General features: G+C 74.5%; 29 protein-coding genes. 25 read left to right on the top strand and 4 right to left on the bottom strand.

Annotated elements, in window-relative coordinates; translation table 11 throughout:
* Nucleotides 1–95: 95 nt before the first annotated feature.
* From OP18_RS23840 to OP18_RS23800, 9 genes are all read left to right on the top strand, one after another.
* Nucleotides 96–605 carry a GNAT family N-acetyltransferase gene (locus OP18_RS23840; protein WP_033361200.1) on the top strand — a complete coding sequence of 170 codons (510 nt, stop codon included), beginning with the start codon at nt 96–98 and terminating at the stop codon, nt 603–605.
* Nucleotides 592–1,113: a hypothetical protein gene (locus OP18_RS23835; RefSeq protein ID WP_033361199.1), complete on the top strand. Its 522-nt coding sequence runs from the start codon at nt 592–594 to the stop codon at nt 1,111–1,113. The genes OP18_RS23840 and OP18_RS23835 overlap by 14 nt, the downstream gene beginning before the upstream one ends.
* 23 nt (nt 1,114–1,136) lie before the next feature.
* Entirely contained in the window at nt 1,137–1,979 is an 843-nt protein-coding gene (locus tag OP18_RS23830; protein WP_033361301.1) for a GDSL-type esterase/lipase family protein, read from the top strand.
* A gap of 208 nt (nt 1,980–2,187) precedes the next feature.
* The gene (locus OP18_RS23825) at nt 2,188–3,303 is read left to right on the top strand and encodes an amidase family protein (protein WP_033361198.1); all 1,116 of its coding nucleotides are present in this window, start codon (nt 2,188–2,190) and stop codon (nt 3,301–3,303) included.
* A gap of 1 nt (nt 3,304) precedes the next feature.
* Entirely contained in the window at nt 3,305–3,856 is a 552-nt protein-coding gene (locus tag OP18_RS23820) for a GNAT family N-acetyltransferase (RefSeq protein ID WP_211273645.1), read from the top strand.
* A 23-nt stretch (nt 3,857–3,879) separates the two neighbouring features.
* A complete protein-coding gene (locus tag OP18_RS23815) occupies nt 3,880–4,509 on the top strand; it encodes a CG0192-related protein (protein WP_033361197.1) in 630 nt (209 codons plus the stop codon).
* Nucleotides 4,510–4,679: 170 nt separating this feature from the next.
* Nucleotides 4,680–5,390 (top strand): alpha/beta fold hydrolase, encoded by a 711-nt coding sequence (locus OP18_RS23810; RefSeq protein ID WP_033361196.1) that lies wholly within the window; start codon nt 4,680–4,682, stop codon nt 5,388–5,390.
* Between the two features lie 24 nt (nt 5,391–5,414).
* On the top strand, nt 5,415–6,200 hold the full coding sequence (locus tag OP18_RS23805; RefSeq protein ID WP_033361195.1) for an endonuclease/exonuclease/phosphatase family protein: 786 nt from the start codon (nt 5,415–5,417) through the stop codon (nt 6,198–6,200).
* 261 nt (nt 6,201–6,461) lie between these two features.
* A complete protein-coding gene (locus OP18_RS23800) occupies nt 6,462–7,211 on the top strand; it encodes a metallophosphoesterase (protein WP_033361194.1) in 750 nt (249 codons plus the stop codon).
* Between the two features lie 101 nt (nt 7,212–7,312).
* On the opposite strand, the gene OP18_RS23795 is transcribed toward OP18_RS23800, so the two are convergent.
* On the bottom strand, nt 7,313–8,044 hold the full coding sequence (locus tag OP18_RS23795; RefSeq protein WP_033361193.1) for a CTP synthase C-terminal region-related (seleno)protein: 732 nt from the start codon (nt 8,042–8,044) through the stop codon (nt 7,313–7,315).
* Between the two features lie 76 nt (nt 8,045–8,120).
* Here OP18_RS23795 and OP18_RS23790 point away from each other — a divergent pair, with 76 nt between their 5' ends.
* Nucleotides 8,121–8,993: a LysR family transcriptional regulator gene (locus tag OP18_RS23790; RefSeq protein ID WP_033361192.1), complete on the top strand. Its 873-nt coding sequence runs from the start codon at nt 8,121–8,123 to the stop codon at nt 8,991–8,993.
* A 130-nt stretch (nt 8,994–9,123) separates the two neighbouring features.
* On the opposite strand, the gene OP18_RS52930 is transcribed toward OP18_RS23790, so the two are convergent.
* A complete protein-coding gene (locus OP18_RS52930; protein ID WP_052387197.1) occupies nt 9,124–9,603 on the bottom strand; it encodes a hypothetical protein in 480 nt (159 codons plus the stop codon).
* A 49-nt stretch (nt 9,604–9,652) separates the two neighbouring features.
* On the opposite strand from OP18_RS52930, the gene OP18_RS23780 reads away from it, so the two are divergent.
* From OP18_RS23780 to OP18_RS23765, 4 genes are all read left to right on the top strand, one after another.
* Nucleotides 9,653–10,345 carry a response regulator transcription factor gene (locus OP18_RS23780; protein WP_033361191.1) on the top strand — a complete coding sequence of 231 codons (693 nt, stop codon included), beginning with the start codon at nt 9,653–9,655 and terminating at the stop codon, nt 10,343–10,345.
* On the top strand, nt 10,342–11,604 hold the full coding sequence (locus OP18_RS23775) for a sensor histidine kinase (protein WP_033361190.1): 1,263 nt from the start codon (nt 10,342–10,344) through the stop codon (nt 11,602–11,604). The genes OP18_RS23780 and OP18_RS23775 overlap by 4 nt, the downstream gene beginning before the upstream one ends.
* A 76-nt stretch (nt 11,605–11,680) precedes the next feature.
* Nucleotides 11,681–12,172 (top strand): hypothetical protein, encoded by a 492-nt coding sequence (locus tag OP18_RS59775; protein WP_033361189.1) that lies wholly within the window; start codon nt 11,681–11,683, stop codon nt 12,170–12,172.
* A 914-nt stretch (nt 12,173–13,086) separates the two neighbouring features.
* Complete coding sequence (locus OP18_RS23765) at nt 13,087–13,785, top strand: class I SAM-dependent methyltransferase (RefSeq protein WP_033361188.1); 699 nt, start codon at nt 13,087–13,089, stop codon at nt 13,783–13,785.
* Here OP18_RS23765 and OP18_RS23760 read toward each other — a convergent pair.
* A complete protein-coding gene (locus OP18_RS23760) occupies nt 13,767–14,162 on the bottom strand; it encodes a MarR family winged helix-turn-helix transcriptional regulator (RefSeq protein WP_033361298.1) in 396 nt (131 codons plus the stop codon). The genes OP18_RS23765 and OP18_RS23760 overlap by 19 nt on opposite strands.
* A gap of 101 nt (nt 14,163–14,263) precedes the next feature.
* On the opposite strand from OP18_RS23760, the gene OP18_RS23755 reads away from it, so the two are divergent.
* From OP18_RS23755 to OP18_RS23740, 4 genes are all read left to right on the top strand, one after another.
* Nucleotides 14,264–15,694, top strand: a complete 1,431-nt coding sequence (locus OP18_RS23755) for an MFS transporter (protein WP_033361187.1) — start codon at nt 14,264–14,266, stop codon at nt 15,692–15,694.
* A 444-nt stretch (nt 15,695–16,138) separates the two neighbouring features.
* A complete protein-coding gene (locus OP18_RS23750) occupies nt 16,139–16,510 on the top strand; it encodes a hypothetical protein (protein WP_033361297.1) in 372 nt (123 codons plus the stop codon).
* Between the two features lie 48 nt (nt 16,511–16,558).
* Nucleotides 16,559–17,338 carry a GCN5 family acetyltransferase gene (locus tag OP18_RS23745; RefSeq protein ID WP_033361186.1) on the top strand — a complete coding sequence of 260 codons (780 nt, stop codon included), beginning with the start codon at nt 16,559–16,561 and terminating at the stop codon, nt 17,336–17,338.
* 59 nt (nt 17,339–17,397) lie between these two features.
* A complete protein-coding gene (locus OP18_RS23740) occupies nt 17,398–17,925 on the top strand; it encodes a hypothetical protein (protein ID WP_033361185.1) in 528 nt (175 codons plus the stop codon).
* A 76-nt stretch (nt 17,926–18,001) separates the two neighbouring features.
* On the opposite strand, the gene OP18_RS23735 is transcribed toward OP18_RS23740, so the two are convergent.
* Nucleotides 18,002–19,294, bottom strand: a complete 1,293-nt coding sequence (locus OP18_RS23735) for an AAA family ATPase (RefSeq protein WP_033361184.1) — start codon at nt 19,292–19,294, stop codon at nt 18,002–18,004.
* 185 nt (nt 19,295–19,479) lie between these two features.
* Here OP18_RS23735 and uraD point away from each other — a divergent pair, with 185 nt between their 5' ends.
* From uraD to pucD, 7 genes are read left to right on the top strand one after another with little or no spacing between them, the layout of a single operon-like run.
* Entirely contained in the window at nt 19,480–19,980 is a 501-nt protein-coding gene (uraD, locus tag OP18_RS23730) for a 2-oxo-4-hydroxy-4-carboxy-5-ureidoimidazoline decarboxylase (protein ID WP_033361183.1), read from the top strand.
* Nucleotides 19,977–20,267, top strand: a complete 291-nt coding sequence (locus tag OP18_RS23725) for a hydroxyisourate hydrolase (RefSeq protein WP_033361182.1) — start codon at nt 19,977–19,979, stop codon at nt 20,265–20,267. Before uraD ends, OP18_RS23725 begins: the two co-directional genes overlap by 4 nt.
* 3 nt (nt 20,268–20,270) lie before the next feature.
* Nucleotides 20,271–21,128 carry a factor-independent urate hydroxylase gene (gene pucL, locus OP18_RS23720; RefSeq protein ID WP_033361181.1) on the top strand — a complete coding sequence of 286 codons (858 nt, stop codon included), beginning with the start codon at nt 20,271–20,273 and terminating at the stop codon, nt 21,126–21,128.
* Nucleotides 21,116–21,967, top strand: coding sequence for an FAD binding domain-containing protein (locus tag OP18_RS23715; RefSeq protein ID WP_033361180.1), 852 nt, complete (start codon nt 21,116–21,118; stop codon nt 21,965–21,967). Before pucL ends, OP18_RS23715 begins: the two co-directional genes overlap by 13 nt.
* Nucleotides 21,958–22,416, top strand: a complete 459-nt coding sequence (locus OP18_RS23710; protein ID WP_033361179.1) for a (2Fe-2S)-binding protein — start codon at nt 21,958–21,960, stop codon at nt 22,414–22,416. Before OP18_RS23715 ends, OP18_RS23710 begins: the two co-directional genes overlap by 10 nt.
* A complete protein-coding gene (locus OP18_RS23705) occupies nt 22,413–23,762 on the top strand; it encodes an 8-oxoguanine deaminase (RefSeq protein ID WP_033361178.1) in 1,350 nt (449 codons plus the stop codon). The genes OP18_RS23710 and OP18_RS23705 overlap by 4 nt, the downstream gene beginning before the upstream one ends.
* Nucleotides 23,759–26,014, top strand: coding sequence for a xanthine dehydrogenase subunit D (gene pucD / locus OP18_RS23700; protein ID WP_033361177.1), 2,256 nt, complete (start codon nt 23,759–23,761; stop codon nt 26,012–26,014). The genes OP18_RS23705 and pucD overlap by 4 nt, the downstream gene beginning before the upstream one ends.
* Nucleotide 26,015 lies beyond the last annotated feature (1 nt).

The raw sequence follows: 26,015 nt of genomic DNA, 5'->3' as shown, positions 1-26,015 counted from the left end.
GGTTGGTCGGATGGCGGTGGCCCCGATCATCGGCGAAGATGACGGACGATCTTGCGTGTCGCGCGCAGGCGGCCGGCTGAGCGAGGTGAGGCGAGTTGAACAAGACCTGGGTGCGGCTGCGACCGGTGGTGGAGAGCGATCTGGGGATGTTCCGCCGGTTCGTGACGGAGCCCGGGCTGGCCGGCCCGGCCTGGACCGGCTACCGGGAGCCGACCGGCCCGGCCCGGCGGTTCGCCGAGGACGGCTTCCTCGGCGAGCACGACGGCCGGCTCATGGTGGAGGCCGACGAGACCGCCGCCGGGTTCGTGAGCTGGGAGGCGTGCGGGACCGGCTGGTCGCGGTACTGGAGCATCGGCATCATCCTGCTGCCCGAGTGGCGCGGCCGCGGCGTCGGCTGGCGGGCGCAGACGCTGCTGTGCGACTACCTGTTCGCCACCAGCGCCGCCCCGCGGATCGAGGCCCGCACGCAGCCGGAGAACATCCCCGAGCAGAAGGCCCTGGAGAAGGTCGGGTTCCTCAGCGAGGGCATCCTGCGCTCCGCGGAGTTCCGCGACGGCGCGTGGCGCGACGTCCTGGTCTACGGGAAGCTCCGTGGGGACCGCTGAGCCCTCCGCGGGCCCTTCCCGCCGCGAGCTGTTCGTGTACGAGGTGTACCTCGGTGAGCGGCTGCGGCACCTGGTGTCACCGCTCGAGCCGCAGGACGTCGCCGAGCACGGGCTGTCGCCGGAGGCGGTCGTCGGGCTCCTCGCGGTCGGCGTCGACGGCCCGGGCGCGCTGCAGCCCGACCACTTCGAGGAGAACCCGGCCTTCGTGCGCTTCCTGCACGAGATGATCGCCGACGACATCTTCGTCGTGCACGGGCTGCGCGAGCAGGCCGAGGAGGTCGGCGGGCACGGCTGGGTCGACGTGCTGGACGCGCGCACCCCCGACCCCGCCGGCGACGTGCCCGAGCACGACGTCATCGGCAGCGTCGAGGTGCGCGACGGCGTGCTGGTGCCGATGTCGTACCGGCCGAACGAGCACCACCGCCTGCTCACCGAGCACGGGTTCTTCCAGCTGCCGGAGGAGCTCGAGATGTCGCTCCTGAAGCGGCTGCACGCTACGATGTGCTGATCGTCACGACATGGGCACAGAGGGTGCGGGAGCGCTGGTGGGTCTTCGTGCTCGCCGGGCTCGCCGCCCTCGCCCTGGCGTGTGAGGGTGGCACCGCGGTCCCGGCCCCGACCGGCGCGCCGGGCGGCGGCGGTCTCACCGCCATGGCCGCCCTCGGCGACTCGATCACCACGGCGTTCGCGTCGTGCCTCGCGCCGGCACCCTGCCCGCGCAACTCCTGGTCCACCGGCGACGGCACCCGCATCGACAGCCACTACCGGCGGCTGCTGAAGGCCAACCCCGGCCTGAAGGACCACGCCCACAACGCCGCGCAGGGCAGCGCCCGCGCCGACGCCCTCGCCGGGCAGGCCCGCGCCGCCGTCGGCGCGAAGGCCGGCTACGTCACGATCCTCGTCGGCGCCAATGACGCGTGCCGGCCCGGCATCGCCGACATGACCGCGCCGGAGACCTTCCGCCGCCAGGTCGACGACGCCCTCGCCGTGCTCAAGCGGGGGCTGCCGCAGGCGCGCGTCCTCGTCGCCAGCATCCCCGACGTCCACCGCCTGTGGGAGATCGGGCACACCAGGGACGTCGCGGTGAAGGCCTGGTCGCTCGGGATCTGCCAGTCGCTGCTGGCCGCACCGACGTCGACCGCCCCCGCCGACGTGGCCCGGCGCCGGGCGTTCCGCGAGCGCGTCGACGCGTACAACGCCGAGCTCGTCGCGGCGTGCAAGGCGTACGGACCGCGCTGCAGGCACGACGGCGGGGCGGCGCACCGGGTCGCGTTCACCCTGGACATGGTGGCGGCGCAGGACTTCTTCCACCCGAACGCCGCGGGGCAGAACGCGCTGGCGAAGGCGACCTGGCTCGGCCCGCCGGACTGGTGAGGCCGCTGCACCTCGGTTGCCCGTCTCCTCCTTCTCCGCGTGGCCTTTGCTTCTCTCTCCGCGCGGGTCTACTTGTTTGCGGCGTGGGTGGCCGGTTCTCTGTGGCGGGGACGGCCGGACGCTAGGCTCAGCACGGGTCTGCCGCGGTGTGGCGGCGACCGGGCCGTGAGGTGGGTGATTCAGTGATGTCCGCGACGCCACTGCCGGCATGACCGCCGATCCTTCGGTGTGGCGGGTGAAGGGGATGCCCCTCGCCCCGGCCACCGGGCGCGGCCCCCTCGACGGCCTGCGGGTCGCCGTCAAGGACCTCTTCCAGGTCACCGGCTTCGCCGTCGGCGGCGGCAACCCGGCCTGGCTCGCCTCCGCGCTGCCCGCCGCGGCCGACGCCCCCGCCGTCGCCCGGCTGCGCGCCGCCGGCGCCGTCGTGCAGGGCATCGTGCACACCGACGAGCTGGCCTACTCCCTGTCCGGCACGAACGTCCACTACGGCGCCCCGCCCAACCCCGCCGCGCCGCACCTCGTCACCGGCGGCTCCTCCAGCGGCCCCGCCTCGGCGGTCGCGACCGGCCACGCCGACATCGGCCTCGGCACCGACACCGGCGGCTCGATCCGGGTCCCCGCCTCCTGCTGCGGCCTGTACGGCCTGCGCCCCACCCACGGCGCCGTGCCCACCGAGGGGGTGCTGCCGCTCGCACCGTCGTTCGACACCGTCGGCTGGATCACCGCCGACGCCGCGACCCTGGCCCTCGTCGGCCCGGTCCTGCTGCCCGACGGCCCGTCGGCGCCGCCGTCGCGGCTGCTCACCGTCGACGGCGCGCCGCCCTGCGACCGCTTCGGGCTGCCCGTCTCCCGGGTCGCACTGTCCACCTGGGACGATCCCGACCCGCTGCTGCTGGCGTTCCGGCGGGTGCAGGCGGCCGAGGCGTGGCGGGCGCACGGCGACTGGATCACCGCGCACCCGCGCGCCCTGGCCGTCGACGTGGAGGACCGGTTCCGGTTCGGCGCGGGTGTCACCCCCGATGAGGAGGCCGCCGCCCGGGCGTTCCTCGCCCAGCGGCGGGCCGAGCTGCTCGACCTGCTCGCCGACCGCGACGCGTGGCTGGTCCTGCCGGCCGGCGGGCCGGCCCACCCGCGCGACCTGCAGCCGGCGGGCCGCGACGCGTGGCGCCGCCAGACGCTGCGGTGCGCGGTGCCGGCCAGCGCGTACGGGCTGCCCAGCGTCTCCGTGCCGTCCGGGGCCGATCCGCCGGCGGGGATCGCCGTGATCGCGCCGCCGGGGCACGACCACGGGCTGCTCGCGCTGGCGTCGCGGCTGGAGGGCTGACGTGGACGGTGTCTCGGGCGTCTCCGGTGTCTCGGGCGTCTCGGGCTCGGGCGTCTCGGGCGTCTCGGGCTCGGGCGTCTCGGGCGTCTCGGGCTCGGGCGTCTCGGGCGTCTCCCTGCGTGAGGTCGTCGACGACGACCTGGAGGTGTTCTTCGCCGACCAGCGGGATCCGGTGGCGGCCCGGATGGCGGCGATGCCGTCGCGGGAGCGGGAGGCGTTCCTGGCGCACTGGGCGCGGGTGCGGGCCAACCCGTCCAACATCCTGCGGACCGTGGTCTGCGGTGGCTCGGTCGCCGGGAACATGGTCGGCTGGGACCAGGCGGGGGAGCGGTTCGTCGGGTACTGGATCGGGCGCGGACACTGGGGCCGCGGCGTCGCCACCGCCGCCCTGCGGCAGTTCCTCGACCTGCTGCCGCCCGGCCCGGTCCACGCCTTCGTCGTCACCGCCAACACCGGCTCCATCCGGGTCCTGCACAAGTGCGGCTTCCGCCCCGCCGGCCCGCCCGTCACCGTCGATGACGGCATCGAGGAGGTCCACTTCATTCGCGACTGACGCCCCTTCACTACGATGCGATCATGGCGCTGTTGCACAAGGCGGATCTGACGCCCACCAAACTCGAACTGCTCAACGCGTGGCTGCCCGGCCAGCCCTGGTACACCGGCCCCGCCTCTGCCGACCTGGCGAGGGTCGGCGCGTTCCGATTCGACGACCCGGCCGGCGAGGTCGGCGTCGAGACGCTGCTCGTCCAGGCCGGCGACGGCCCGGTGCTGCAGGTCCCGCTCACCTACCGCGCCGCCCCGCTCGAGGGCGCCGAACGCTGGCTGGTCGGCACCACCGAGCACTCCGTCCTCGGCAAGCGGTGGGTGTACGACGCCGCCGGCGACCCCGTCTACGCCGCCACCCTCGCCGCCGCCATCCTCACCGGCGGCAGCGAGGCCGCCGAGGAGTTCGAGATCGACGGCGTCCGGCAGGCCCGCCCGAACGACCTGCACGCCACCGGCAGCGGCCACCCCGGCGCGTCGGTGCCCGCCGTCACCACCGTCGTCCGGGTGACGGACACCGACCCGACCCTCATCGCGACAGACTCGCTGAACCTGACGGTGCTCAGGGTCCTCAAGGAGGACGCGGAGGGCGGGGACGCCCCGAACCTCACCGCCACCTGGCCGGGCGTCACGGGCCCGCGGCTGCTCGCGTACGCCGGCTGACGTCCTGCGCCGCGTCGGGTGGGGCACGGCCGGCCGTGCCCCACCCCACGCGGCACCCGCGTTCCGTGGCGCGCGGGCGGCCGTGTCCCTACCCCACGCGGCACCCGCGTTCCGTGGCGCGCGGGCGGCGGATGGCCCACGACGGCGGCCACCTGAGGGATGCTGTCGGGGTGACCGACCTTCGAGTGCTCCGCGGCGGCTCCGGCACGCCGGCCGTGCTCCTGCTGCACGGCCTCGGCGCCACCGCCGACGTGTGGGACGGCCTGACCCCGCTCCTCGACCGCGCCTGGGTGGCCCCCGACCTGCCCGGCCACGGCGGCTCGGGCCGGCTCGACGGCTACACGTTCGCCACGGTGGCCGCCGCCGTCGCCGGCCTCGTCGACCCGCGCGGCACGGTCGTGCTCGGCCACTCCTTCGGCGGCGTGATCGGCCTGCACCTCGCCACCGTCCCCGGCGTCCGCGCCGTCGTCGGCCTCGGCATCAAGGTCGCCTGGACCGCCGAGGAGCTCGACCGCGCCGCCGCCCTCGCCAGGAAACCGCCGATCATCCACCCGACCCGCGAGGACGCCGCAACCCGCTTCCAGCGCGTCGCCGGCCTCACCGGCCTCACAGACGACGCCCCCGACGCGGCGGTCACCCGCGACGGCGACGGCTGGCGGACCACCCACGACCCGGGGACGTTCGCGGTCGGCGACCCGGCCGTCGCCACCCTGCTCGCCGCCGCCCCGGTCCCCGTCGTCCTCGCCCGCGGCGAGCACGACCCGATGGTGAGCCGGGAGCAGCTCGCGGCCCTCGTCCCGGACCCCGTCGACCTGCCCGGCCTGGGCCACAACGCCCACGTCGAGCGCCCCGCCGCCCTCCTGCCCCTGCTCGCCGCCTGATCCACCATCGCCGCGGTGCGGGTCATGACGTGGAACCTGTGGTGGCGCTTCGGTGACTGGCGGGCCCGCCAGGAGGCGATCATCGCGACGCTGCGCGCCGAGCAGCCCGACGTCTGCGGCCTGCAGGAGGTCTGGGCGGCCCGCGACGGCGTCCATCAGGCCGAGCTGCTCGCCCGTGAGCTGGGCATGCACTGGGCGTACAGCGCGTCACCGGCGCCGGGGCGCTGGCAGTCCCGTACCGGCGAAACGGACGTCGACATCGGCAACGCGGTGCTGAGCCGGTGGCCGATCACCGCGACCGCGACCGGTGACCTCGGCGGTGAGGGGCGCACCGTGCTGCACGCCCGCGTCGACGCGCCCGGCGGTCCGGTCCCGGTGTTCACCACGCACCTGGACTCCAGCCCCGACGCCTCCGCGACGCGCTGCGCCCAGGTCGAGCGGCTCCTGCCGTTCGTCGCCGCCCACCGCGTCGCCGACCACCCGCCGGTCCTCACCGGCGACTTCAACGCCGAGCCCGACTCCGACGAGCTGCGCCGCGCCGGCGGCCACCTGACCGCCCCGGTCGTGCCGGGCCTGGTGATGGTCGACGCGTGGCGGTACCACGACGGCACCGACCCCGGCTGGACCTGGGACCGCCGCAACCCGCACGTCGCGGAGTCGGGCGCGCCGAGCGCCCGGATCGACTACGTCCTCGTCGGTCTGGGCGGCCCGGGCCGCGGCCGCGTCGAACAGGTCCACCTGGCCGGCACCGAACCCCGTGACGGGGTCTGGGCGTCGGATCATTTCGCGGTGGTCGCCGACCTGCGCTGACCGGTTTCGGGGGCGCGGTCGCGGCGCTTCCCCAGCTTCCTGCGGCTTGCTCCTGCCGGCTTGCTCCTGCCGGCTTGCTCCTGCCGGCGTGCTCCTGCCGGCTTGCTCCTGCCGGCTTGCTCCTGCCGGCTTGCTCCTGCCGGCGTGCTCCTGCCGGCGTGCTCCCGCCAGCTTGCTCCCGCCGGCTTGCTCCCGCCGGCTGCGGTGCGCGTGCCGTCGGGGCGTGGCGCGCGCTAAGGTCGGCCGCACGGGGAGGCTGGCGTGACGGCGATCGCGATCATCGGTGACGTGGGTGGCTGCGCCGCGCACCTCGCCGCCGCGCTCGAGCACCTCGACGCCGCCGGCGGCGACACCGTCGTCATCCAGGTCGGCGACCTCGTCGACCGGGGACCGGACAGCACCGGCGTGCTCGACCTCGTCCAACCCAGGATCGACGCGTCACCCCGGCGCTGGATCCAGCTTGCCGGCAACCATGAGGCGCAGTACACCGGCGGCACGACCTTCTGGCCCGAACGCCTCGACGACCGCGACGCGGAGCGGCTGCGTCGCTGGTGGCTGCGCGACCGGATGCACGTCGCGGCCGCCGTGCGGACCGCCGCCGGGGAGGACCTGCTCGTGACGCACGCCGGTCTCACCCCCGCCGCGTGGCACGACCTCGGCGCCCCGGTCACCGCCGCGACCGCCGCCGACCTGCTCAACACCAGACCCGAGCCGCTGCTCTGGCAGGACCGCGGCCCCCTGTGGGCCGAACACGTCGCGGCGTCGTGGCTCGAAGCCCACGAGCCGATGCCGTTCTCCCAGGTCCACGGCCACTCGTCCATCGTGGACCACCAGCGCCGTGGGTGGCGGTGCGCCGAACGGGTCCGCCAGCGGTCCACCGTCGACTGGGACGCCCGGCACACCACCACCAGGATCAGCGGCGCCAGGATCATCGGCGTCGACCCCAAGCACGGCCGGTCGGGCGCGCCGGCCTGGTCACCGCTGCTGCTGCCCGATGCCGAGCTGCTGTAGTCCGGCACCAGCCTCCGGAGCCTGACTCACCGGACTCTCGGGCGTCATCGACCCGACCGCGGCCGCCGACCGCTCGTCGGCCGCCGCTGCACCCGCCACGACTACCGGTTCGCCGCGGCGGTCCGCTGGCCGGCGACCGTCACCGCGGCCTCGGCGAACGCCCTGATCACCACGTGGCAGCGGCTCCCGTCGCCGGCCAGCTCGGGCTGGAACAGCGTGCCCATCAGGAACGGGTGCCCGTCCAGCTCCGCCACCCGGACCTCGCCGTCGTCGTCGAAGCCGGTGAACCGCAGCCCGTGCCGGACCAGCTCAGGCAGGTAGCCGTGGTCCAGCCCGTACGCGCAGTGGTACCGCTCCAGCGAACGTTCGACCCCGAACACCCGCTCGGCGAGCGATCCGGGGCTCAGGTTGACCGCGCCCTCGTGGCCGACGAGGGAACAGGCGAGCGGGACGATGAGCTGCCGGTCGGCGTCGGGGTCGGACTCGCCGTGGCTGGCGTCCGTGATGCCGCAGACCGAGCGCGCGAACTCCAGCAGCAGGTGCTGAAACCCACCGCACGTGCCGAGGAACGCGATCCCGCACTCGCGGGCGACCCGCACGGCGTGCAGCGCCCCCTCCTCGCTCTGGTACGGGCTCCCGGGCAGCAGCCAGATCCCGTCGAACCCGGCGAGGTCCGTCGCCGTGGCGTCGGGCGTCGGCACCCAGTACGCATCGACGCCGATGCCGTGCTGGGCGCGGAGCACCTCGAGCAGGCCCGGGATGCGGGTGTGGGAACGCACATGCGGTGAAGGGTCGCCGACAAGGGCGATGCGGGCCGTGCGGGTCGCTGTCATACCTCAGGACTCTGCCGCCGCGGCGTGCATCAGTCCAACAACACATTCGCGTACCAGCATAAGCAATACTGATGAGGTGGACCCGCACCTGCTCCGCACGTTCGTCGCGGTCGCCACCACCGGGTCGTTCTCCGCCGCTGCGCAGGAGCTGGGCTACACCCAGTCGGCCGTGTCGCAACAGATCGCCGCGCTGGAGTCCGACCTGGGTAGCACGCTGCTGCACCGCCGGCCGGTCGCACCGACCGACGCGGGCGCACGGCTGCTGGAGCACGCCGGCCCGATCCTGCTGCGCCTGAGCGCCGCCCGGGCCGACGTGGCCCGCCTGTCCGGGCAGCCCGCCGCGACGGTCGTGCTCGGGGTGACCCCGTTCGCCGGCGCCGCCCGGGTCGCCGAGGTGCTCGTCCCGGTCCAGCGGTCGATGCCCCGCGTCCGGTTCACGCTGCTGGTGGCCGGCCGCGACGCGGTGGCCGCGGGCGTGGCGACCGGCACGCTCGACGTCGGGCTCGTCGACGGGGTGACCGCGCCCAGCGACCCGTTGCCCCTGCCCGACGCGGGGCAGTTGTCGGCGTCGGTACTGGCACAGTCCACCGCCGTCGCCGCCTTCCCGGCCGGCCACCCGCTCGCCGGCCGCCGCTCACTGCGCCTGGCCGACCTGGCCGACGCGACCTGGATCGACGCCCCGGACGTCGCCACGCCCCTGCCGCAGCTGCGGGCCCTCGCGCACAGCGGCGGGTTCCGGGACGGGTTCCGTTACCCGGGCACCGACACCGGCGGGCTGCTCGCCCTGGTCGCGGCCGGTGCCGGCCTGGCGCTGCTGCCCGGCCCGGTGACGCACCCCGGCGTCGTCGGTGTCACGGTCACGCAACCCCGGCTCGTCCACAGGGTGGAGCTGGTGCACGGGTCGCTCACCCCACCGGCCCGCGCACTCGCAAACGCCTTGCAGTCCTAGCCGCCGCCACGCTGCTGAAGTCGCACGTCGCCGCCAGCGGGTCGCCGTTCCGTCGGCTGTTCCGTCCGCCGCCCCGCTCGCCGTCGCCTGCTCGCCGTCGCCTGCTCGCCGTCGCCGGTCCGGCGGAGACCTAGTCGTCGCCGCCGAGCGTCAGGCTCGGCTCCGCGCCCACGCACCTGACCTGCGCGCGCACGTCACCGCCGCCGCTGCGCGCCTTGAACCGCAGCGATGCCACCGCCGCCGGTCCCCGCTGCACGTGCTCGGCCTCGAACCCGGTGTTCGGCGTCCACGACCGCAGCGTCGCCAGCCCCGCCTCGCACACCGCCACGATCGTGCCGCCGGGGGTGGTCAGCGCGCGTACGACCCCGGTCGGACCCGCCGACGTGGGCGTGGAAGCGGGTTGCGGCGACGACGCCGCCGACGTGGGTCCCGCGGAGGACCCGGCCAGCAGCGCGGCGACCTCGGCCTCGCTGTACGGCGTGTCCGACGTGCCGAAGATGCCCTCCCGCATCGACCCGACCGCCCCCGTCGCCACGGCCGTGGCCGCCGCGACGGTCGCCAGCCACGCGCCGCCCGCCAGGGCCCACCGCCGCACCACCGTCGTCGCCATGCGGACCACTATCCTCCGCCGACCGCTAAGAGATGGTTAACCTCGGGCTATGGCGAAGGTGCTGATCGTGGAGGACGACGGGACGATCCGCACCGGGATCGTTCGGGCGCTGACGGAACGCGGGCACGTCGTGGTGCCCGCCGGGACCGCGATGGACGGGCTCAAGCTCGCCGTCGCAGAGGCGCCCGACGTCGTCCTGCTCGACCTCGGCCTGCCCGACCTCGACGGCCGGGAGGTGCTGCGGATGCTGCGGGCGGTCAGCCAGGTGCCGATCATCGTCGTCACCGCCCGGCGCACCGAGGGCGAGATGGTCCGCGCCCTGGACGCCGGCGCCGACGACTACGTGGTCAAACCGTACGGTGCCGAACAAATCGACGCACGGATCCGCGCGGTGCTGCGCCGGGCCGACGGCGGACCGTCAGCACCCGAACGGGACCCCGCGCTCGACGTCGACGGTGTCCGCATCGACCCGCGCGCCAGGACCGCGGCGCTCGACGGCGTACCGCTGGACCTGACCCCACGCGAGTTCGACCTGCTCTACCACCTGGTCTCGCACGCCGGCGAGGTCGTCGGCAAGCGGGAGCTGCTCACACAGGTGTGGCAGGTGCCGTACACCACGGCGGACAAAACGGTCGACGTGCACCTGTCGTGGCTGCGCCGCAAGCTGGGGGAGACCGCCCAGGAGCCGCGGCGCCTGCACACGGTGCGCCGGGTCGGCGTCAAGTTCGGGCTGCAGCCGTGAGGTGGCGGCTGGCACTGCTCGTCTCCGCCGCGATGACGTTGGTGCTGCTGGCGTTTCTGGTACCACTGGCGCTGCTGCTGCGTGGCGTCGCGGCGGACCGGGCGGTGTCGGCGGCCATGACACAGGCGCAGTCGCTCGGGGTCCTCGTGGCGACCGCCGACGCCGAGTCGCTGCGGCTCGCCGTCGAGCAGCTCAACGCCGACACCCGCCGCCCGGTCACGGTGTACCTGCCCGACGGCACGACCGTCGGCCCCGCTGCCGGGCGGACACCCGGGGTGGTGCTCGCCGCGCGTACCGGCAGCTTCTCCGTCGAACACGAGGACGGCCGCGAGGTGCTCGTCGTCGTGCAGGGCCTGGCGCAGGGCACCGCGGTCATCCGGGTCTTCGTCCCGCTGGCGGAGCTGCGCCAGGGCGTGACCCGCGCCTGGCTGGTCCTCGCGCTGCTCGGCGCGGGCCTGCTCGCCGTCGGCGTCGCCGTCGCCGACCGGCTCGCCGTCATGGTGGTGCGCCCGATCCGTTCCCTGGCAACGGTTTCCGACGCCCTCGTCGGCGGCGACCTGGACCGCCGGGCACCGGCGACGGTCGGCCCGCCGGAGGTCCGCGCGGTCGCCGCGGCCCTCAACCAGCTCGCCGCCCGCATCCGCGACCTCCTGCGGCACGAACGCGAACGCGTCGCGGACCTGTCGCACCGCATGCGGACCCCGATGACCGCCCTCCGCCTGGACGCCGAAAGCCTGCGCGACGAGGCCGACGCGGCCCGCATCCTCGCCCACGTCGCCGCCCTCGACCGCGCCGTCACCGCCGTCATCGAGGACACCCGCCGCGAACGTGACCTGCCCACCTGCGACGCGACCGCGGTCGTCGCCGAGCGGATCCGGTTCTGGAAGGTGCTTGCGGAGGACCAGCAGCGCCGGGTGGACACCCGGCTGCCGGACGCCCCGCTGCCCGTCGCGGTCTCCGCCGCCGACCTCGCCGCCTGCGTCGACGCCCTGCTGGGCAACGTCTTCGCGCACACCGACGAGGGCGTCGCCGCCGCGGTCGCCCTCGACACCCGCCGGGTGCTCACGGTCGAGGACGCCGGCCCCGGCTTCGACCCGTCCGCCAGCACCCGCGGCGTCAGCGGCGCCGGCTCCACCGGCCTGGGCCTGGACATCGCCCGGCGCACCGCCGAGGCCACCGGCGGCAGCCTGACCGTGGACCGCTCACCGCTCGGCGGCGCGCGCGTCACGGTCACCCTCGGCCCGTTAACCGAACCTTAGGGTTGCCGCAGCCCTCCGCTATCGCCCGTCCCGGGACCGTGGTCTTTGCAAGAGCAACCCACGGAGGTGTACCAACATGCGCAAGCTCCTCATCGTCACCGCGACCATGACGGCGGCCCTGGCGGCCGGCGGCACCGCACTCGCCGCGTCCGGCCCCTCGTCCGACGACCGCCCCGCCCGGGTGTCCACTTCGGACAGCCCGTCGGCGTCGGCGTCCACCGACGACCACGGCGCCGACCCCACCGCGTCCCCGTCCACCTCGGCGTCGACCGACGACCACGGCGCCGACCCGTCCGCCTCGGCGTCCCCGTCGGCCGACGACCACGGCGGCAACCGCACGTCCGGTTCCGGCTCAGGCTCCGGTTCCGGCGGCAGCGGCTCCGGTACCAACTCCGGCAGCGGCTCCAGCGGCGGCTCCGGCAGCGGCGGCTCCGGCAGCAGCGGACACGGCGGCGGCTCGGACGACGGCCCCGGCCACGACGTGGGCGACGACCACGGCAGCGGCGGCCACGGCGCCGACGACGGCCCCGGCCACGACGTCGGCGACGACCACGGCGGCGACCGCTGACCCTGGCGTCACCGCCGGCCGCGAACCCCGGCGGTCACCGGCTTCGCCCGCACGCCGCGAGCGGTGCCGCTGACCGCCGGGCCCCGGCACCTCAGCCGGTGTGCTCCGCACGGGGCGTGCTGCTGACCACTGGACCCCGCACTTCGACCGGCCCGCTGTGCACGGAGCGTGCCGCTGACCGCTCGACCCGGTCCTTCGGGGAGAGGGCATGCCGCCCGGTCCTTCGGGGAGACCGCTGAGCGTGGGCATGCCGCCGAGCGTGGCATGCCGCCGAGCGTCGGGCTCGGCGCTCCGGCCGGCCCGCTCTGCACGGGGTGCGTCGCTGGCCGCCGGTCCCGGCGCTTCGGGTGGGGGTGCTGAGCGTGGGCATGCCGCTGACCGTCGGGCTCGGCGCTCCGGCCGGCCCGCACTGCACAGGGTGTGCCGCTGACCGTCGGTCCCGCGCTTCGGCTGGTGCGCACGGCGCGAGCGTGCCGCAGGCGGCGGCCCTGATGCTCGGCCGCAGTCCTCGACGGGCGTCGGCCTGGCCGTCGCCCGGTCACCCCGGCGCTCGACATCGGCGATCACCTTTGGGTGATGCCTCGGCCTCGGCGGGCCGACGCGATCCAGCACCGACCGGTCCTCGGCCGTCCGGCCCGGCGGCTACCGGCCACCTCGCGTGACGCACATCGATTGCGAGCCAGGTCGCGGGCCGCCCGCCTCGTAGGCGCCTTCCCGCAGGCGCGTCCCACTTTCCGGGAAGTGTCACCCACATCCGTGGACCGCCCCTCGACCGCAGCTGGAGGATCTTCGCAAGGCGGTTGCAGCGTGCCGGGCGCGGCGTCATCCCATAGAACGAGACGCAGGTCATGGCGAGGGTCGGTGCAGGGCGGGTGGGTGTTGGCTTCCCGGGGCCTGGTTGCGATCATGGTCCGGTGACCCTGCTCGATGACGACACGCTCGCCGGCTCGGCAGTGGTGGCCAACTCCGCGATGAACCGCGAGCGTGGCCTCGCCGGGGTCAACAGCTACGACCGCGAGCTTGGCTTCAACCCGGTCGACGCGCTGCTGCCACTGGTCTCGGTGACCGGCGCACCGGACACCGTCGCCTGGCTCGACCTGTGCTGCGGCACCGGGCGGGCGCTGATCGAGGCGGCCGGGCTGCTGCACGCCGCCGGGGTCGCCGACCGGGTCCTCGTCCACGGGGTGGACCTCGTCGACGCGTTCGACCCGGCACCGGACGTACCGTGGCTGCGCCTCACCACGGCGTCGGTGGCGGACTGGAAGCCCGAGCGGCGGTACGACCTCATCACCAGCGTCCACGGGCTGCACTACGTCGGGGACAAGCTGGGCCTGCTCACCAAGGCGGCGGGCTGGCTGACCGACGGCGGCCGGCTCGTCGCCGACATCGATCTCGACAGCGTCCGGCTCGAGGACGGCCGGCCCGCCGGGCGGCGCCTCGCCGCGCACCTGCGGGACGCCGGCTTCAACTACGACGGCCGGCGCCGCCGGATCGGCCGGGACGACCGGGGTGACGTCACGCTGCCGTACGAATACCTCGGCGCCGACGACACGGCGGGCGCCAACTACACCGGCCAGCCCGCGGTCGACTCCTACTACCGTCGGACGCCCTGACCGGCCGGCTGCAAGTGGCTTGCGAGCACCGCGAGGTGCGTCGCCTTGGCAGCGGTGTGCCGCTGCAGACCCTCCGCGGTGAGCGTGACGAACACGCCGCGCCGGTCGGCCTCGCACAGCGCCCGTGACACCAGGCCGCTCTTCTCCAGCCGCGCGACGGCCCGCGACAGCGCGCTCTGGCTGAGGTACATGTCGGCGGCGAGGTCCTGCATGCGGCGCTTCTCACACTGCTGCGCGACCAGTCGATCGAGGATCTCGAACTCGCTCATGCTCAGCCCATGCGCGTCGGACAGGGCGCGCTCCAGATGGCAGGCGACCTCGTTGTAGCTGGTCAGCAGCGATCGCCAGTGCTCAACCAGCGCGGCGTCCGACGTCATGCCGCGCATCCTACTCCGGCACCAGATGAAATGCACCTGCATTAAATGCGGAGGCAATTAGTGCATGGACATTGGATGCACGCGCATCTAGTGTCCGTCCCGTGACTACGACCCTCTCGGCCCCGAGCACCACCACCGCGCCGGAGACCCAGGCGACGATGACCCCGCGACTGTGGGGAGTCCTCGCGGTCCTCTGCGCCGTGCTGTTCCTCGATGGCCTCGACGTTTCGATGGTGGGCGTGGCGCTGCCGTCCATCGGCGCGGAACTCGGCCTGTCGACCACCTCGCTGCAGTGGATCGTCAACGGGTACGTCCTCGGCTACGGCGGCCTGCTGCTGCTCGGCGGGCGCACCGCCGACGTGCTCGGCCGCCGCCGCGTCTTCCTGCTCGCGCTCGGCGTCTTCGCCGCGGCTTCCCTGGTCGGCGGCCTCGTCGACGACGGCACGCTGCTCATCGTCACCCGCTTCGTGAAGGGCCTGGCCGCCGCGTTCACCGCGCCGACCGCCCTGTCGATCCTGACCACCACGTTCCACGAAGGGCCGGCCCGCAACCGGGCACTGTCGGTCTTCTCCGTCTTCGGCGCCAGCGGGTACAGCTCGGGGCTGATCCTCGGCGGCCTGCTGACCAGCGTCGGCTGGCGGTGGACGTTCCTGATCCCGGTGCCCCTGGCGGTCGCGGCCCTGGTCGCGGGCATCGCCCTCATCCCCAGGGATGAGCCGGCCGCCGGCGGCGGGCACGACCTTGCAGGCGCCGTGACCCTGGTCGGCGGCATGCTGCTCACCGTGTACACCGTCGTGTCGGCGCCCGACCGCGGCTGGCTCGACCCGGTCACGCTCGGCTCCGCTGTCGTCGCGGTGGCGCTGCTCGCCGGTTTCGTCCTCGTCGAGCGGCGGGTCGCGCACCCGCTGATCCGCCTCGGCATCCTGCGGGTCGGCTCGATCGTGCGGGCCAACCTGAGCATGGTGGCCCTGTTCGGCTCGTACCTCAGCTTCCAGTTCATGATGACGCTGTACCTGCAGGACGTGCTGCACTGGTCGCCGCTGCGGATGGCGCTCGCGCTGCTGCCGGCGGGCCTGCTGGTCGCGTTCGGGTCGCCGTTCGTCGGCCGGCTCATCGACCGGCACGGCACCGCGCGCCTCATCGTCGCCTCGATGCTGTCGATGAGCCTCGGCTACGGCTGGTTCCTGCTCACCGCCGGCAGCGCCCCGCACTACCTGGTCGCGATCCTGCCCACGATGCTGCTGCTCGGCGGCGGCTTCGCGTTCGGCTTCAGCTCGATCATGGCCCAGGCGACCGACGGGGTCGCCGACGACGAGCAGGGGCTCGCCTCAGGTCTGGTGCAGAGTTCCGGCCAGGTCGGCGCGGCGCTCATCCTCGCGGTGGTCACCGCCCTGGTCGCCACCGGCGGCACGGGAACCGGCGACTTCACCCAGTTCCACCCGGGTGTCAACCTGGTCACGGCGGTCGCGGTGGTCGGCCTGGCGCTGAGCCTGGTGCCGGTCCTCGCCCGCCCGCGCGGCAAGCACGCCTGACACGCCCGCGCCCGCGGTCCTTCGGCAGCAGGACCGCGGGCGCGGCGCGTCGCACGCGGGATGCGGCGTGGTGTCCTGCACGCAAGGTGCGGCATGGCGCGCGGCGGCAGGTGCGCGGTGAAAAGGGTGCGGGCCGGCGGGACCCGCGATGCGACACTGCACGGCGTGGTGAAGGCATACGGCATCGGCCCGGTCGGCGGCGAGTTCGTCCGGGCCGACGCGGGTTGGCCGCCGGCCCTGGTGGCGGTGTGCGGGCACGGTGGAGGCAGCGCCTCGTACCGGCTCGACGGAGCGGCCCTGGCCCGCCTCATCGAACGTTCGGAGCCTGACGACACCGCCGCGCTGCGGTGGCTCGAAGGTGACGCCGTCTGTGCGGTGCTGGTCGACGACCTCGCCGCCGCCGGGGCGGTGCGGGATCCCGACGTGGTCAGGCTCGCCGAGCACCTGCTCGCCGGGCGGGTCGAGGAACCCGGCGGCACGACCGTGCTCTGGCGGCCGGTCGGGCCGCGGGAGCTGCGGCTGGTCGAGGAGGCCGGATGGCGGCGCTGGCCGGCGCGCCTGCCCGACCAGCCGATCTTCTACCCGGTGCTCAACGAGGCGTACGCGACCCGGATCGCCCAGGAGTGGAACGTGCCCGCGTCCGGGGTCGGATACGTCACGCGGTTCCGGGTCGAGACGTCGTTCGCGCGGCGGTACCCGACCCGGCGGGCCGGTGGCGGGCACATCCTGGAGCTCTGGATTCCGGCCGAGGACGTCGACGCGCTCAACGCGCATCTCGTGGGGGCGATCGAGCTGGTCAGTACCTGTGCCGGATGATGCCGCAAACCGGTTGCACGTGGATCGACGAAGGTGTGGTCTTGAGTCGTGGACGCCCAGCAGGTGCTTGCGCTGTTCGACCGGAAGATCCGGCAGGAGCCCAGGGTCGGGGCCGGCTCCGGCACCGTCGTGGAGCGGGAGCCCGGCATCGTGCGGGTCGTCTCGTCGGATGACGGCTGGCACGGCGTCGCGTGGTGCGACCTGCACGGGCTGGACGCGGACGCGGTGATCGCGGCGCAGGTCCAGCGGTTCGGGCAGCTCGGGCAGCCGTGGGAGTGGAAGCACTACTCGTACGACCGCCCAGAGGACCTGCCGGAGCGGCTGCTCGCCGCCGGGTTCGAGCCGGACCCGGTCGAGGGCCTGCTCTTCGCCGAGGTCGCCGACCTGCCGCTGGAGGTGGACCTGCCGGCCGGGACGCGGCTGGAGCCGGTCACCGACGCGGCGGGTGTCGCGCTCGTCGTCGCGGTGCACGACGAGGTGTTCGGCGGGGACCACTCCCATGTCGGCAAGGACCTCGCCGCCAGGCTCGCCGAGCGGCCCGACGGGATCGCCGCCGCCGTGGTCATGGCCGGGGACCGGCCGATCTGTGCCGGGCGGATCGAGTTCCACGGCGGCACGGAGTTCGCGAGCCTGTGGGGCGGCGGTACCGTCGCGCAATGGCGGGGCCGGGGGGTCTTCCGCGCGCTCGTCGCGCACCGCGCCGCCCTCGCCGCCGCGGCCGGGTACCGGTACCTGCAGGTCGACGCGTCCGCCGACAGCCGCCCGATCCTGCGCCGGCTCGGCTTCCAGCAACTGGCTACCACGACACCGTTCGTCCGTAACCCCTAGGTACCGCTCCGGGCGATTCCGGATAGATCGCCGGCGATCGGCCGGGCAGCATCGAGGGCATGGGACCCGACAGCGACGCGCGGCGGTGGCCCGCTCTGGTGGCGGCCTGGTACGTGACCGCGTTCTGCGCGGTGGCCGGCGGTGCCGTGGTGTGGAACATGGCGACCGGCTCGCCGCTGCGGGACAACGCGGTGGTGGTGTTGGCGCTGGTACTGCGGGGCCTCACCGTCCTGCTCGCCCTCGCGGCCGTGCAACGGTGGGGGCGGCGCCTGCCGGACTGGACGGTCCTCGCCGGCCTGTGCGGCGCGGCGGCCGTCCAGCTGCTCTACCCGGTCGCCGAGACCGTGGTGAAGACACTCATCCTCACCGGGCTGATGGACCCGATCGACAAGGGCATCAGCAACATGTCGGGGGAGGGCTGGTTCAACTTCGGCGCCACCTGGCTCGTGTGGGGCGTGCCGGGCGTGCTGTTCGCGCTCGCCGCCCGTGACTTCGGCCGCCGCCGCCCGGTCCGCGCCGGTTGGGTCGCGTTCGGACTGGTGGCCGGCGCGGCGTTGCTGGCCGGCCTCGGCGCCGCGATCGGCTGAGCCGCACACAGCAGCCGACCCGACGGAGAAACCGAACCCGACGTGAAACCGGCGGACAGGCGAAGCGAAACGCCGGTCAGACCCGCACGGCGCGGATCGCGGCGAGCAGGTCGGCCTGCGTGATCGGTGACGGCGGCGTGCCGTGCCGGGCCTCGTGCATCGCCTTGTCCAGCTGGGCCCGCCGCAGCGCCTCCTTGAAGTCCGCGCCGGTCATCCCGGTCGACGCGGCCGCCAGGGCGGTCACGTCCACGTCGTCGGCGAACAGCCGGAACCCGCCCACCTCGTGCCGGGAGATGAGGCGCCGCAGCAGCTTGGTGAGGATGTCGGCGCGGGCCTGCGGGCCGGGCGGCGGCACCGACAGCTTCAGGTCGAAGCGGCCCGACCGGATCAGCGACGCGTCGACGCGGTCGGGGAAGTTGGTGGTGGCCACGACGATGACGTTGGGGTTGTGCTCGATGAGGGTGTTCATCTCCTGCTTGAAGATGCCCGCCACCGCGTTGATCATCTGGCCGGCGGCGTCGAACGCGGCACCGGTGTAGCTGATGATCGAGTCGAACTCGTCGAAGAGCAGGACCGTCGGATGGCGCAGCCGCCGGGCGTCGGCGAAGATCCGCTGGATGTTCTTCTCGGAGTTGCCGACCCACTTGTCGAGGATCTCCGGGGTGCGGATCTCGCGCAGCTCGCCGCCGATCTCGTTGGCGAGGGCGCGGGCCAGCATGGTCTTGCCGGTGCCGGGCGGGCCGTAGAGCAGGATGCCCTGCGGCCGGGTGGCGCCCCAGCGGGCCATGACCTCCGGGTGGCGGAACGACACGGCCACGTCGCGGAACTGCGCTACCACGTCCTCCAGGCCGCCCACGTCGTCGAGCCGGACGCTCTCCGAACCGCCGTCCGGCAGCTCGGCCGCCGCGGCGGCGGGGCTCACGGTCACCGGGTCGGTGGCGCCGGTCAGCTCCATCACCGCGAAGACGAGCGCGGGCAGGTCGGCGGAGTGCAGCACCAGATCAGGCCCGTCCTCGACGACGGAGACGGTCGGGTCGGGCACGGCGGCCGCGGGCCGCTCCCGGGCGGTGCGGGCCAGGCCGACCGCGATCACCGCGCCGAGGACGGCACCGGGCAGGCCCAGCAGGCGGAACAGTGCCCCGCCCGCGGCGCCGCCGACGAATGCGCGTGCGATGCCCGGCAGGCTGACCGAGCCGCGTGACCAGCGCGCCGTGTACCCGGAAGGCCCGGCCGTCAGCTCGACCCCGCGGTCGGGCAGGTCGTGACCGATCGGGCGGGCCGGACCGTCGGCGGTGATCAGGTGCGCGTCGATGATGCGCAGCGAGCGACCCGACACCTCGATGAGCTCGATCTCCGGGCGTAGCTGCATCCTTCGAGTCTGCCACGCACCCGCCCACGCGGCAGCGGACGAAGCCCCGCGACAACCCCGCGACGCAGGCGCCACGCGGTCGCCGTGATCAAACGAGAAAACGTGGATAAAAAGCAAGATAAGCGACAAGATCTAGACATGAAACATCCCCGGAGTAGGGTGCCGGGGATAGTGAGAGGGGGGCCATGCTCGACCGGTTCAACGGTCTGCCGCCCGCCGCGGCGAAGGAGGCCCTGCTGGCCTGCTGCGCGTCGCCCGGCTGGGCCGCCCGGGTGGCCGACCACCGCCCATATCCCACATCCGCCGACGTCGTGGTCGCCGGCGTCGCCGCGTTCGACGACCTGACGTGGCCCGATCTGGCCACGGTCCTCGCCGCGCACCCGCGCATCGGCGAGCGCCCGGCCGGTGACACTGCCGAGGCCGCCTGGTCACGCCGGGAGCAGTCCGGCGTCCAGGGCGCCGAGGCGGAGTTCGCCGAGGTCAACCGCGCCTACGAGGAACGCTTCGGCCACCTGTTCCTCATCTTCGCCAGCGGCAAGTCCGCCGACGAGATCCTCGCCGACGCCCGTGGCCGGCTCGGCAACGACGAGGAGACCGAGCGCCAGGTCGTCCGGGGCGAGCTTCGCAAGATCGTGGAGCTGCGTCTCGAGCGGCTCATGTCAGACGCGGCGGCGTTGACGGCATGAGCTTCTCCACGCATGTCCTGGACACGTCGAAGGGGTTGGCGGTCGCCGGCGTACCGGTCCGCCTGGAAACCCCGACGGGGACGCACGAGGGGGTCACCGACGACGACGGACGGTGGCGGCTGGAAACAACCTTGCCGGCCGGCCGCCACCGTCTCGTGCTCGGGACGGAGTTCGCCTCCGACTTCTTCCCCGAGGTCACCGTCGTCTTCGTGGTCGCCGACGACCGGCACCACCACGTGCCGCTGCTGCTGAGCCCGTTCGGGTACTCGACCTACCGGGGGAGTTGATACGTGCCGACCTTCGCGCTCGGGCACAACCAGTACGGCAAGGCCGAGACCCGCATCGTGCGCGTCACCCGCGGGCCCGGCGGCGACGGGCTCACCGACCTCAACGTGAGCGTCGCGCTGCGCGGCGACCTGGCCGCCAGCCACCTGACCGGCGACAACTCGGCGGTCCTGCCGACGGACACGCAGAAGAACACGGTCTACGCGTTCGCCCGGGAGCACGGCATCGACGACATCGAGTCATTCGCGACCCGGCTCGCCCGGCACTTCGTCGGGTCGCAGCCGAGCATCCACGGCGCGCGGGTCACCGTGGAGCAGTACCCGTGGCAGCCGGTCGACGGCGCGCACACGTTCCGCCGCGACGGCGGCGAGGTCCGCACCGCGACCGTCCACCACGACGCGGCGCGGACCCAGGTCGTCTCCGGGATCACCGGCCTGGTGCTGCTCAAGACGACCGACTCGGAGTTCCACGGTTTCGTCAAGGACGCGTACACGACCCTGCCGGAGACCCGTGACCGGATCCTCGCCACCAGCGTGAACGCGACCTGGCGGCACGACGGCGCGGTCCGGGACGACTACGCCACCGCCCGCGCCGCGCTGCTGGACGCGTTCGCCGGCACGTACAGCCTGGCCCTGCAGCAGACCCTGTACGCCATGGGCGCCGCGGTCCTCGCCGCCTGCCCCGGGGTCGTGGAGGTGAAGCTCTCGCTGCCCAACCGGCACCACTTCCTGGTGGACCTGGCGCCGTTCGGGCTCGACAACCCCAACGAGGTCTACTACGCCGCCGACCGGCCCTACGGGCTGATCGAAGGCACCGTCCGGCGCGACGACGACGTCGCCGAGGAGGTCGTGTGGAGTTTCTGAGACCGTCCACCTGGGACGAGGCCCTGGCCGCGAAGGCCGAGCACCCCGACGCCGTGCCCATCGCCGGCGGCACCGACGTCATGGTCGAGCTCAACTTCGGCCGCCGCCGCCCGCCGGCGCTGCTCGACCTGACCCGCGTGGCGCCGCTGTCGGACTGGGCCGCCGACGGCGACCGGCTGCGCGTCGGCGCCGGCGTCACGTACCGGCGGATCATCGACGAGCTCGGCGGGCGCCTGCCGGGCCTGGCGATGGCGGCCAGGACCGTCGGCTCGCCCCAGATCCGCAACCGCGGCACCGTCGGCGGCAACCTCGGCTCCGCCTCGCCCGCCGGCGACGCCCACCCGCCGCTGCTGGCGACCGGCGCGCAGGTCGAGGTCGAGTCGGTGCGCGGCGTGCGGACCGTCGCCGTCACCGACTTCTTCCAGGGCCCCAAACGCAGCGTCCTGGCCCCCGACGAGCTGATCGGCGCGTTCCTCGTCCCGGCCGCGGCCGGGCCGCAGCAGTTCGCGAAGGTCGGCACCCGCAACGCGATGGTCATCGCGGTCTGCTCGTTCGCGCTGGCCCTGGACCCGGCCCGGCGCAGCGTCGGCACCGGGATCGGCTCGGCCGGGCCGACCCCGCTGCGCGCCGCCGACGCCGAGTCCTTCGCCGCCGAGCTGCCCTGGGACGACCGCGCCCCGCTGCCGGACCCGCTGGTGCGGCGGTTCGGCGAGCTGGTCGGCGCCGCCGCCCGCCCGATCGACGACGTACGCGGCAGCGCCGCGTACCGCCGGCACGCCCTGGCCGTCCTCGGCGGCCGCACCCTGCGCTGGGCCTGGGAGGAGCACCGATGCGCGTGAACCTGACCGTCAACGGCGAGGCACGGCAGGCCGACGACGTGTGGCCGGGCGAGAGCCTGCTGTACGTCCTGCGTGAGCGCCTCGGCCTGCCCGGCGCGAAGAACGCCTGCGAGCAGGGCGAATGCGGCTCCTGCACGGTGTACCTGGACGACATCCCGGTCTGCGCCTGCCTCGTCGCCGCCGGCCAGGCCGAGCACCGCGACGTGCGCACCGTCGAGGGCCTGCCGGGCCCCGCCGGGCTGGACCCGGTGCAGCAGGCGTTCCTCACCGCCGGCGCCGTCCAGTGTGGATTCTGCACCCCCGGGCTCGTGGTCGCGGTCCACGACCTGCTGGCCCGCAACCCGAGCCCCAGCGACCCCGACATCCGCGAGGCCCTGGCCGGCAACCTGTGCCGCTGCACCGGCTACGAGAACATCGTCGCCGCGGTCAAGCTGGCGGCCGGCGCATGATCGTCGTCGAGCACTGCGCGGTGTCCACGGTGGACGGTGACGGCACCGAGTACGCCGACGGGCACGTCGTCGTCGAGGGCGACCGGATCGTCGCGGTCGGACCCGGCCGCTACGAGGGCCGGACCGACGGCGCGGTCCGGGTCGACGGCACCGGCTGCCTCGCCACCCCCGGCCTGGTCAACACCCACCACCACCTGTACCAGTGGGCCACCCGCGGCTACGCCCAGCAGGAGATCCTGTTCGGCTGGCTCACCGAGCTGTACCCGGTCTGGGCCCGCATCGACGCCGGTATCGTGCACGCCGCCGCGACCGCCGGCCTGGCCCAGCTCGCCCTGTCCGGCTGCACGACGAGCACCGACCACCAGTACGTGTTCCCCCGCGACGGCGGCGACATCCTCGCCGCGGAGATCGACGCGGCCGCCGCGGTCGGGCTGCGCTTCCACCCGTGCCGCGGGTCGATGGACCTGTCGGTCAAGGACGGCGGCCTGCCGCCGGACAGCGTCGTCGAGGACACCGACGCGGCACTCGCCGCGACGAAGGACGCCATCGACCGGTTCCACGACCCGTCGCCGGGCGCGATGGTGCGCATCGCGGTCGCGCCCTGCAGCCCGTTCTCCGTCACGCCACGGCTGATGCGGGAGGCGGCGGACCTGGCCCGCGCCGAGGGCGTCCGGCTGCACACCCACCTCGCCGAGACCGTCGAGGAGGAGGCGTACTGCCGCGAGGTCCACCGCTGCACACCCGTCGAGTACGCCGAGTCCCTCGGCTGGCTCGGCCCCGACGTGTGGCTGGCGCACGCGGTACACCTGGATCCCGACGCGATCGGCAAGCTCGGTGCGACCGGGACCGGTGTGGCGCACTGCCCCAGCTCCAACGGCCGCCTCGGCGCCGGCATCGCCCCCGTCCGCGACCTGCTCGACGCCCGCGTCCCCGTCGGGCTCGGCGTCGACGGCGCCGCGTCCCAGGAGGCCGGGCAGCTCGGCGCGGAGCTGCGCCAGGCGCTGTACCTGGCCCGGCTGCGCGGCGGCCCCGCCGCGCTCACCGCCCGGGAGTCCCTGGCGCTGGGCACCATCGGCGGGGCCCGCTGCCTCGGCCGCGACGACGAGCTGGGCTCCCTGGAGCCGGGCAAGCTCGCCGATCTCGCGCTGTGGCGCCTCGACGGGCTCGGCCACGCCGGCATCGACGATCCGGTGGCGGCGCTGGTGTTCGGCCCGCCCGCCCCGCTGCGGCTGCTGCTCGTCGGCGGCCGCGCCGTCGTCCAGGACGGCGCGCTGTCCACGATGGACGACACGGCGGTCGCCGCGGCACTGGCGAAGGCCGCCCGGACCCTGCGGGAGGGGCGATGAGCACGACCACGGTCGGCGCCGGTGCCGGCGTCGGCACCTCGCCGCTGCGCCCCGACGGGACGCTGAAGGTCACCGGCGAGTTCGCGTTCTCCTCCGACCTGTGGGCCGACCGGATGCTGTGGGGCGCCACGCTGCGCAGCCCGCACCCGCGGGCGCGGATCGTCGGCATCGACCTCACCGCCGCCGTCGCCACCACCGGCGTGCACGCCGTGCTCACCGCCGAGGACGTCCCCGGCGCGAAGCTGTACGGCCTCGAACACCGCGACCAGCCGGTCCTCGCCATGGGCGAGGTCCGCTACGCGGGCGAGCCGGTCGCGATCGTCGCCGCCGACCACCCCGAGACCGCCCGCCGGGCCGCGGAGGCGATCGTCGTGCGGTACGAGGTGCTCCCGCCCGTCGTCGACCCGGTCGCCGCGATGGACGAGCGCTCCGACACGGTCCACGAGCGCGGCAACCTGCTGCGGCACGTGCCGATCCGCAAGGGCGACCCGTCCGCCGCCGCGGCCGTCGTCGTCACCGGCGAGTACCAGGTCGGCATGCAGGACCAGGCGTTCCTCGGCCCCGAGTCCGGGCTCGCGATCCCGGCCGAGGACGGCGGCGTCGACCTGTACATCGCCACCCAGTGGCTGCACGGCGACCTCGGCCAGGTCGCCGACTGCCTCGGCCTGCCGCCGTCGAAGGTCCGGCTCAGCCTCGCCGGGGTCGGCGGCGCGTTCGGCGGGCGCGAGGACGTCAGCATGCAGGTCCACGCGTGCATGCTGGCCCTGCACACCGGGCGGCCCGTGAAGATGGTCTACTCCCGCGAGGAGTCCTTCCACGGTCACGTCCACCGGCATCCCGCGCGCATGTGGTACGAGCACGGCGCCGACGCCGACGGCCGGCTGGTGTACGTGAAGGCGCGCATCGTGCTCGACGGCGGCGCGTACGCGTCCACGTCGATGGCGGTCGTGGCGAACGCGACCACGCTCGGCATCGGGCCGTACAAGGTGCCCAACGTCGAGATGGACGGCTACGCCGTCTACACGAACAACCCGCCGTGCGGCGCCATGCGCGGCTTCGGCGCGGTCCAGGCCTGCTTCGCCTACGAGTCGCAGATGGACCGGCTCGCCGCCGCCGTCGGGCTCGACCCGGTCGAGCTGCGCATCCGCAACGCCCTCGCCCCCGGCGACACCATGCCGACCGGGCAGGTCGTGCGGGGCCCGGCCCCCGTCGCGGACCTGCTCGACCGGGTCCGCGCCGCCGCGCCGCCGCCGCCGCGCGGCGAGGACCTGCGGGAGCTGCCCGGCGGCGTGGCCAACACCACGCACGGCGAAGGGGTGCGCCGCGGCGTCGGGTACGGCATCGGCATCAAGAACGTCGGCTTCTCCGAAGGGTTCGACGACTACTCCACCGCCCGGGTCCGCCTGGAGGTCGTCGGCGGTGCGCCGGCCGTGGTCGTGCACACCGCCGCCGCCGAGGTCGGCCAGGGCCTGGTCACCGTCCAGGCGCAGATCGCCCGCACCGAGCTCGGCGTCGAGCGGGTCACCGTCGCCACCGCCGACACGTCCGTCGGCAGCGCCGGCTCCAGCTCGGCGTCGCGGCAGACGTACGTGACCGGCGGCGCGGTCAAGGCGGCCTGCGAGGCGGTCCGCGCGGCCGTGCTGCGCCGCGCCGGCCGCGACGACGTCGTCCTGCGCGACGGGCGGCTCGTCACCGCCGCCGGGACCGTCGTGGCCACCCTCATCGACGTGCTCGGCGACGAGCCGATCGAGGAGACCGTCGAGTGGCGGCACCGGCCGACCCAACCCCTCGACCCGCGCACCGGGCAGGGCGACGCGCACGTGCAGTACGCGTTCGCCGCGCACCGCGCCACCGTCGACGTCGACGTCGAGCTCGGCCTGGTGCGCGTCGTGGAGATCGCCACCGCCCAGGACGTCGGCCGGGCGCTGCACCCGCAGTCGGTCCGCGGCCAGATCGCCGGCGGCACCGCGCAGGGGCTCGGGCTCGCCGTCATGGAGGAGATCCAGGTCGTCGACGGGCTCATCCGCAACCCGTCGTTCACCGACTACCTCATCCCGACCATCCTCGACGTGCCGCCGATGCACATCGACGTGCTGGAGCTCGGCGATCCCGAGGCGCCCTACGGCCTGCGCGGCGTCGGCGAGCCCCCGACGATCTCGTCCACGCCGGCGATCGTCGCCGCGATCCGCGCCGCGACCGGGCTCGCCCTCAACCGGGTGCCGGTGCGGCCCGAGCACCTGACGGGGACCTGAC

This window comes from Dactylosporangium aurantiacum, assembly GCF_000716715.1.
In the GTDB taxonomy this organism is placed as follows: Bacteria; Actinomycetota; Actinomycetes; order Mycobacteriales; family Micromonosporaceae; genus Dactylosporangium; species Dactylosporangium aurantiacum.
Note: the sequence above shows the minus strand (reverse complement) of the source record. Positions and strands in the feature narration are given on the sequence as shown.

Excerpts from the sequence above, each read along its gene's own strand:
- OP18_RS23825 (WP_033361198.1), top strand. The coding sequence starts at position 2,188 with ATGACCGCCGATCCTTCGGTGTGGCGGGTGAAGGGGATGCCCCTCGCC.
- OP18_RS23815 (WP_033361197.1), top strand. The coding sequence starts at position 3,880 with ATGGCGCTGTTGCACAAGGCGGATCTGACGCCCACCAAACTCGAACTG.
- OP18_RS23805 (WP_033361195.1), top strand. The coding sequence starts at position 5,415 with ATGACGTGGAACCTGTGGTGGCGCTTCGGTGACTGGCGGGCCCGCCAG.
- OP18_RS23795 (WP_033361193.1), bottom strand. The coding sequence starts at position 8,044 with ATGACAGCGACCCGCACGGCCCGCATCGCCCTTGTCGGCGACCCTTCA.
- OP18_RS52930 (WP_052387197.1), bottom strand. The coding sequence starts at position 9,603 with ATGGCGACGACGGTGGTGCGGCGGTGGGCCCTGGCGGGCGGCGCGTGG.
- OP18_RS23780 (WP_033361191.1), top strand. The coding sequence starts at position 9,653 with ATGGCGAAGGTGCTGATCGTGGAGGACGACGGGACGATCCGCACCGGG.
- OP18_RS59775 (WP_033361189.1), top strand. The coding sequence starts at position 11,681 with ATGCGCAAGCTCCTCATCGTCACCGCGACCATGACGGCGGCCCTGGCG.
- OP18_RS23760 (WP_033361298.1), bottom strand. The coding sequence starts at position 14,162 with ATGACGTCGGACGCCGCGCTGGTTGAGCACTGGCGATCGCTGCTGACC.
- OP18_RS23740 (WP_033361185.1), top strand. The coding sequence starts at position 17,398 with ATGGGACCCGACAGCGACGCGCGGCGGTGGCCCGCTCTGGTGGCGGCC.
- OP18_RS23735 (WP_033361184.1), bottom strand. The coding sequence starts at position 19,294 with ATGCAGCTACGCCCGGAGATCGAGCTCATCGAGGTGTCGGGTCGCTCG.
- uraD (WP_033361183.1), top strand. The coding sequence starts at position 19,480 with ATGCTCGACCGGTTCAACGGTCTGCCGCCCGCCGCGGCGAAGGAGGCC.
- OP18_RS23725 (WP_033361182.1), top strand. The coding sequence starts at position 19,977 with ATGAGCTTCTCCACGCATGTCCTGGACACGTCGAAGGGGTTGGCGGTC.
- OP18_RS23710 (WP_033361179.1), top strand. The coding sequence starts at position 21,958 with ATGCGCGTGAACCTGACCGTCAACGGCGAGGCACGGCAGGCCGACGAC.
- OP18_RS23705 (WP_033361178.1), top strand. The coding sequence starts at position 22,413 with ATGATCGTCGTCGAGCACTGCGCGGTGTCCACGGTGGACGGTGACGGC.
- pucD (WP_033361177.1), top strand. The coding sequence starts at position 23,759 with ATGAGCACGACCACGGTCGGCGCCGGTGCCGGCGTCGGCACCTCGCCG.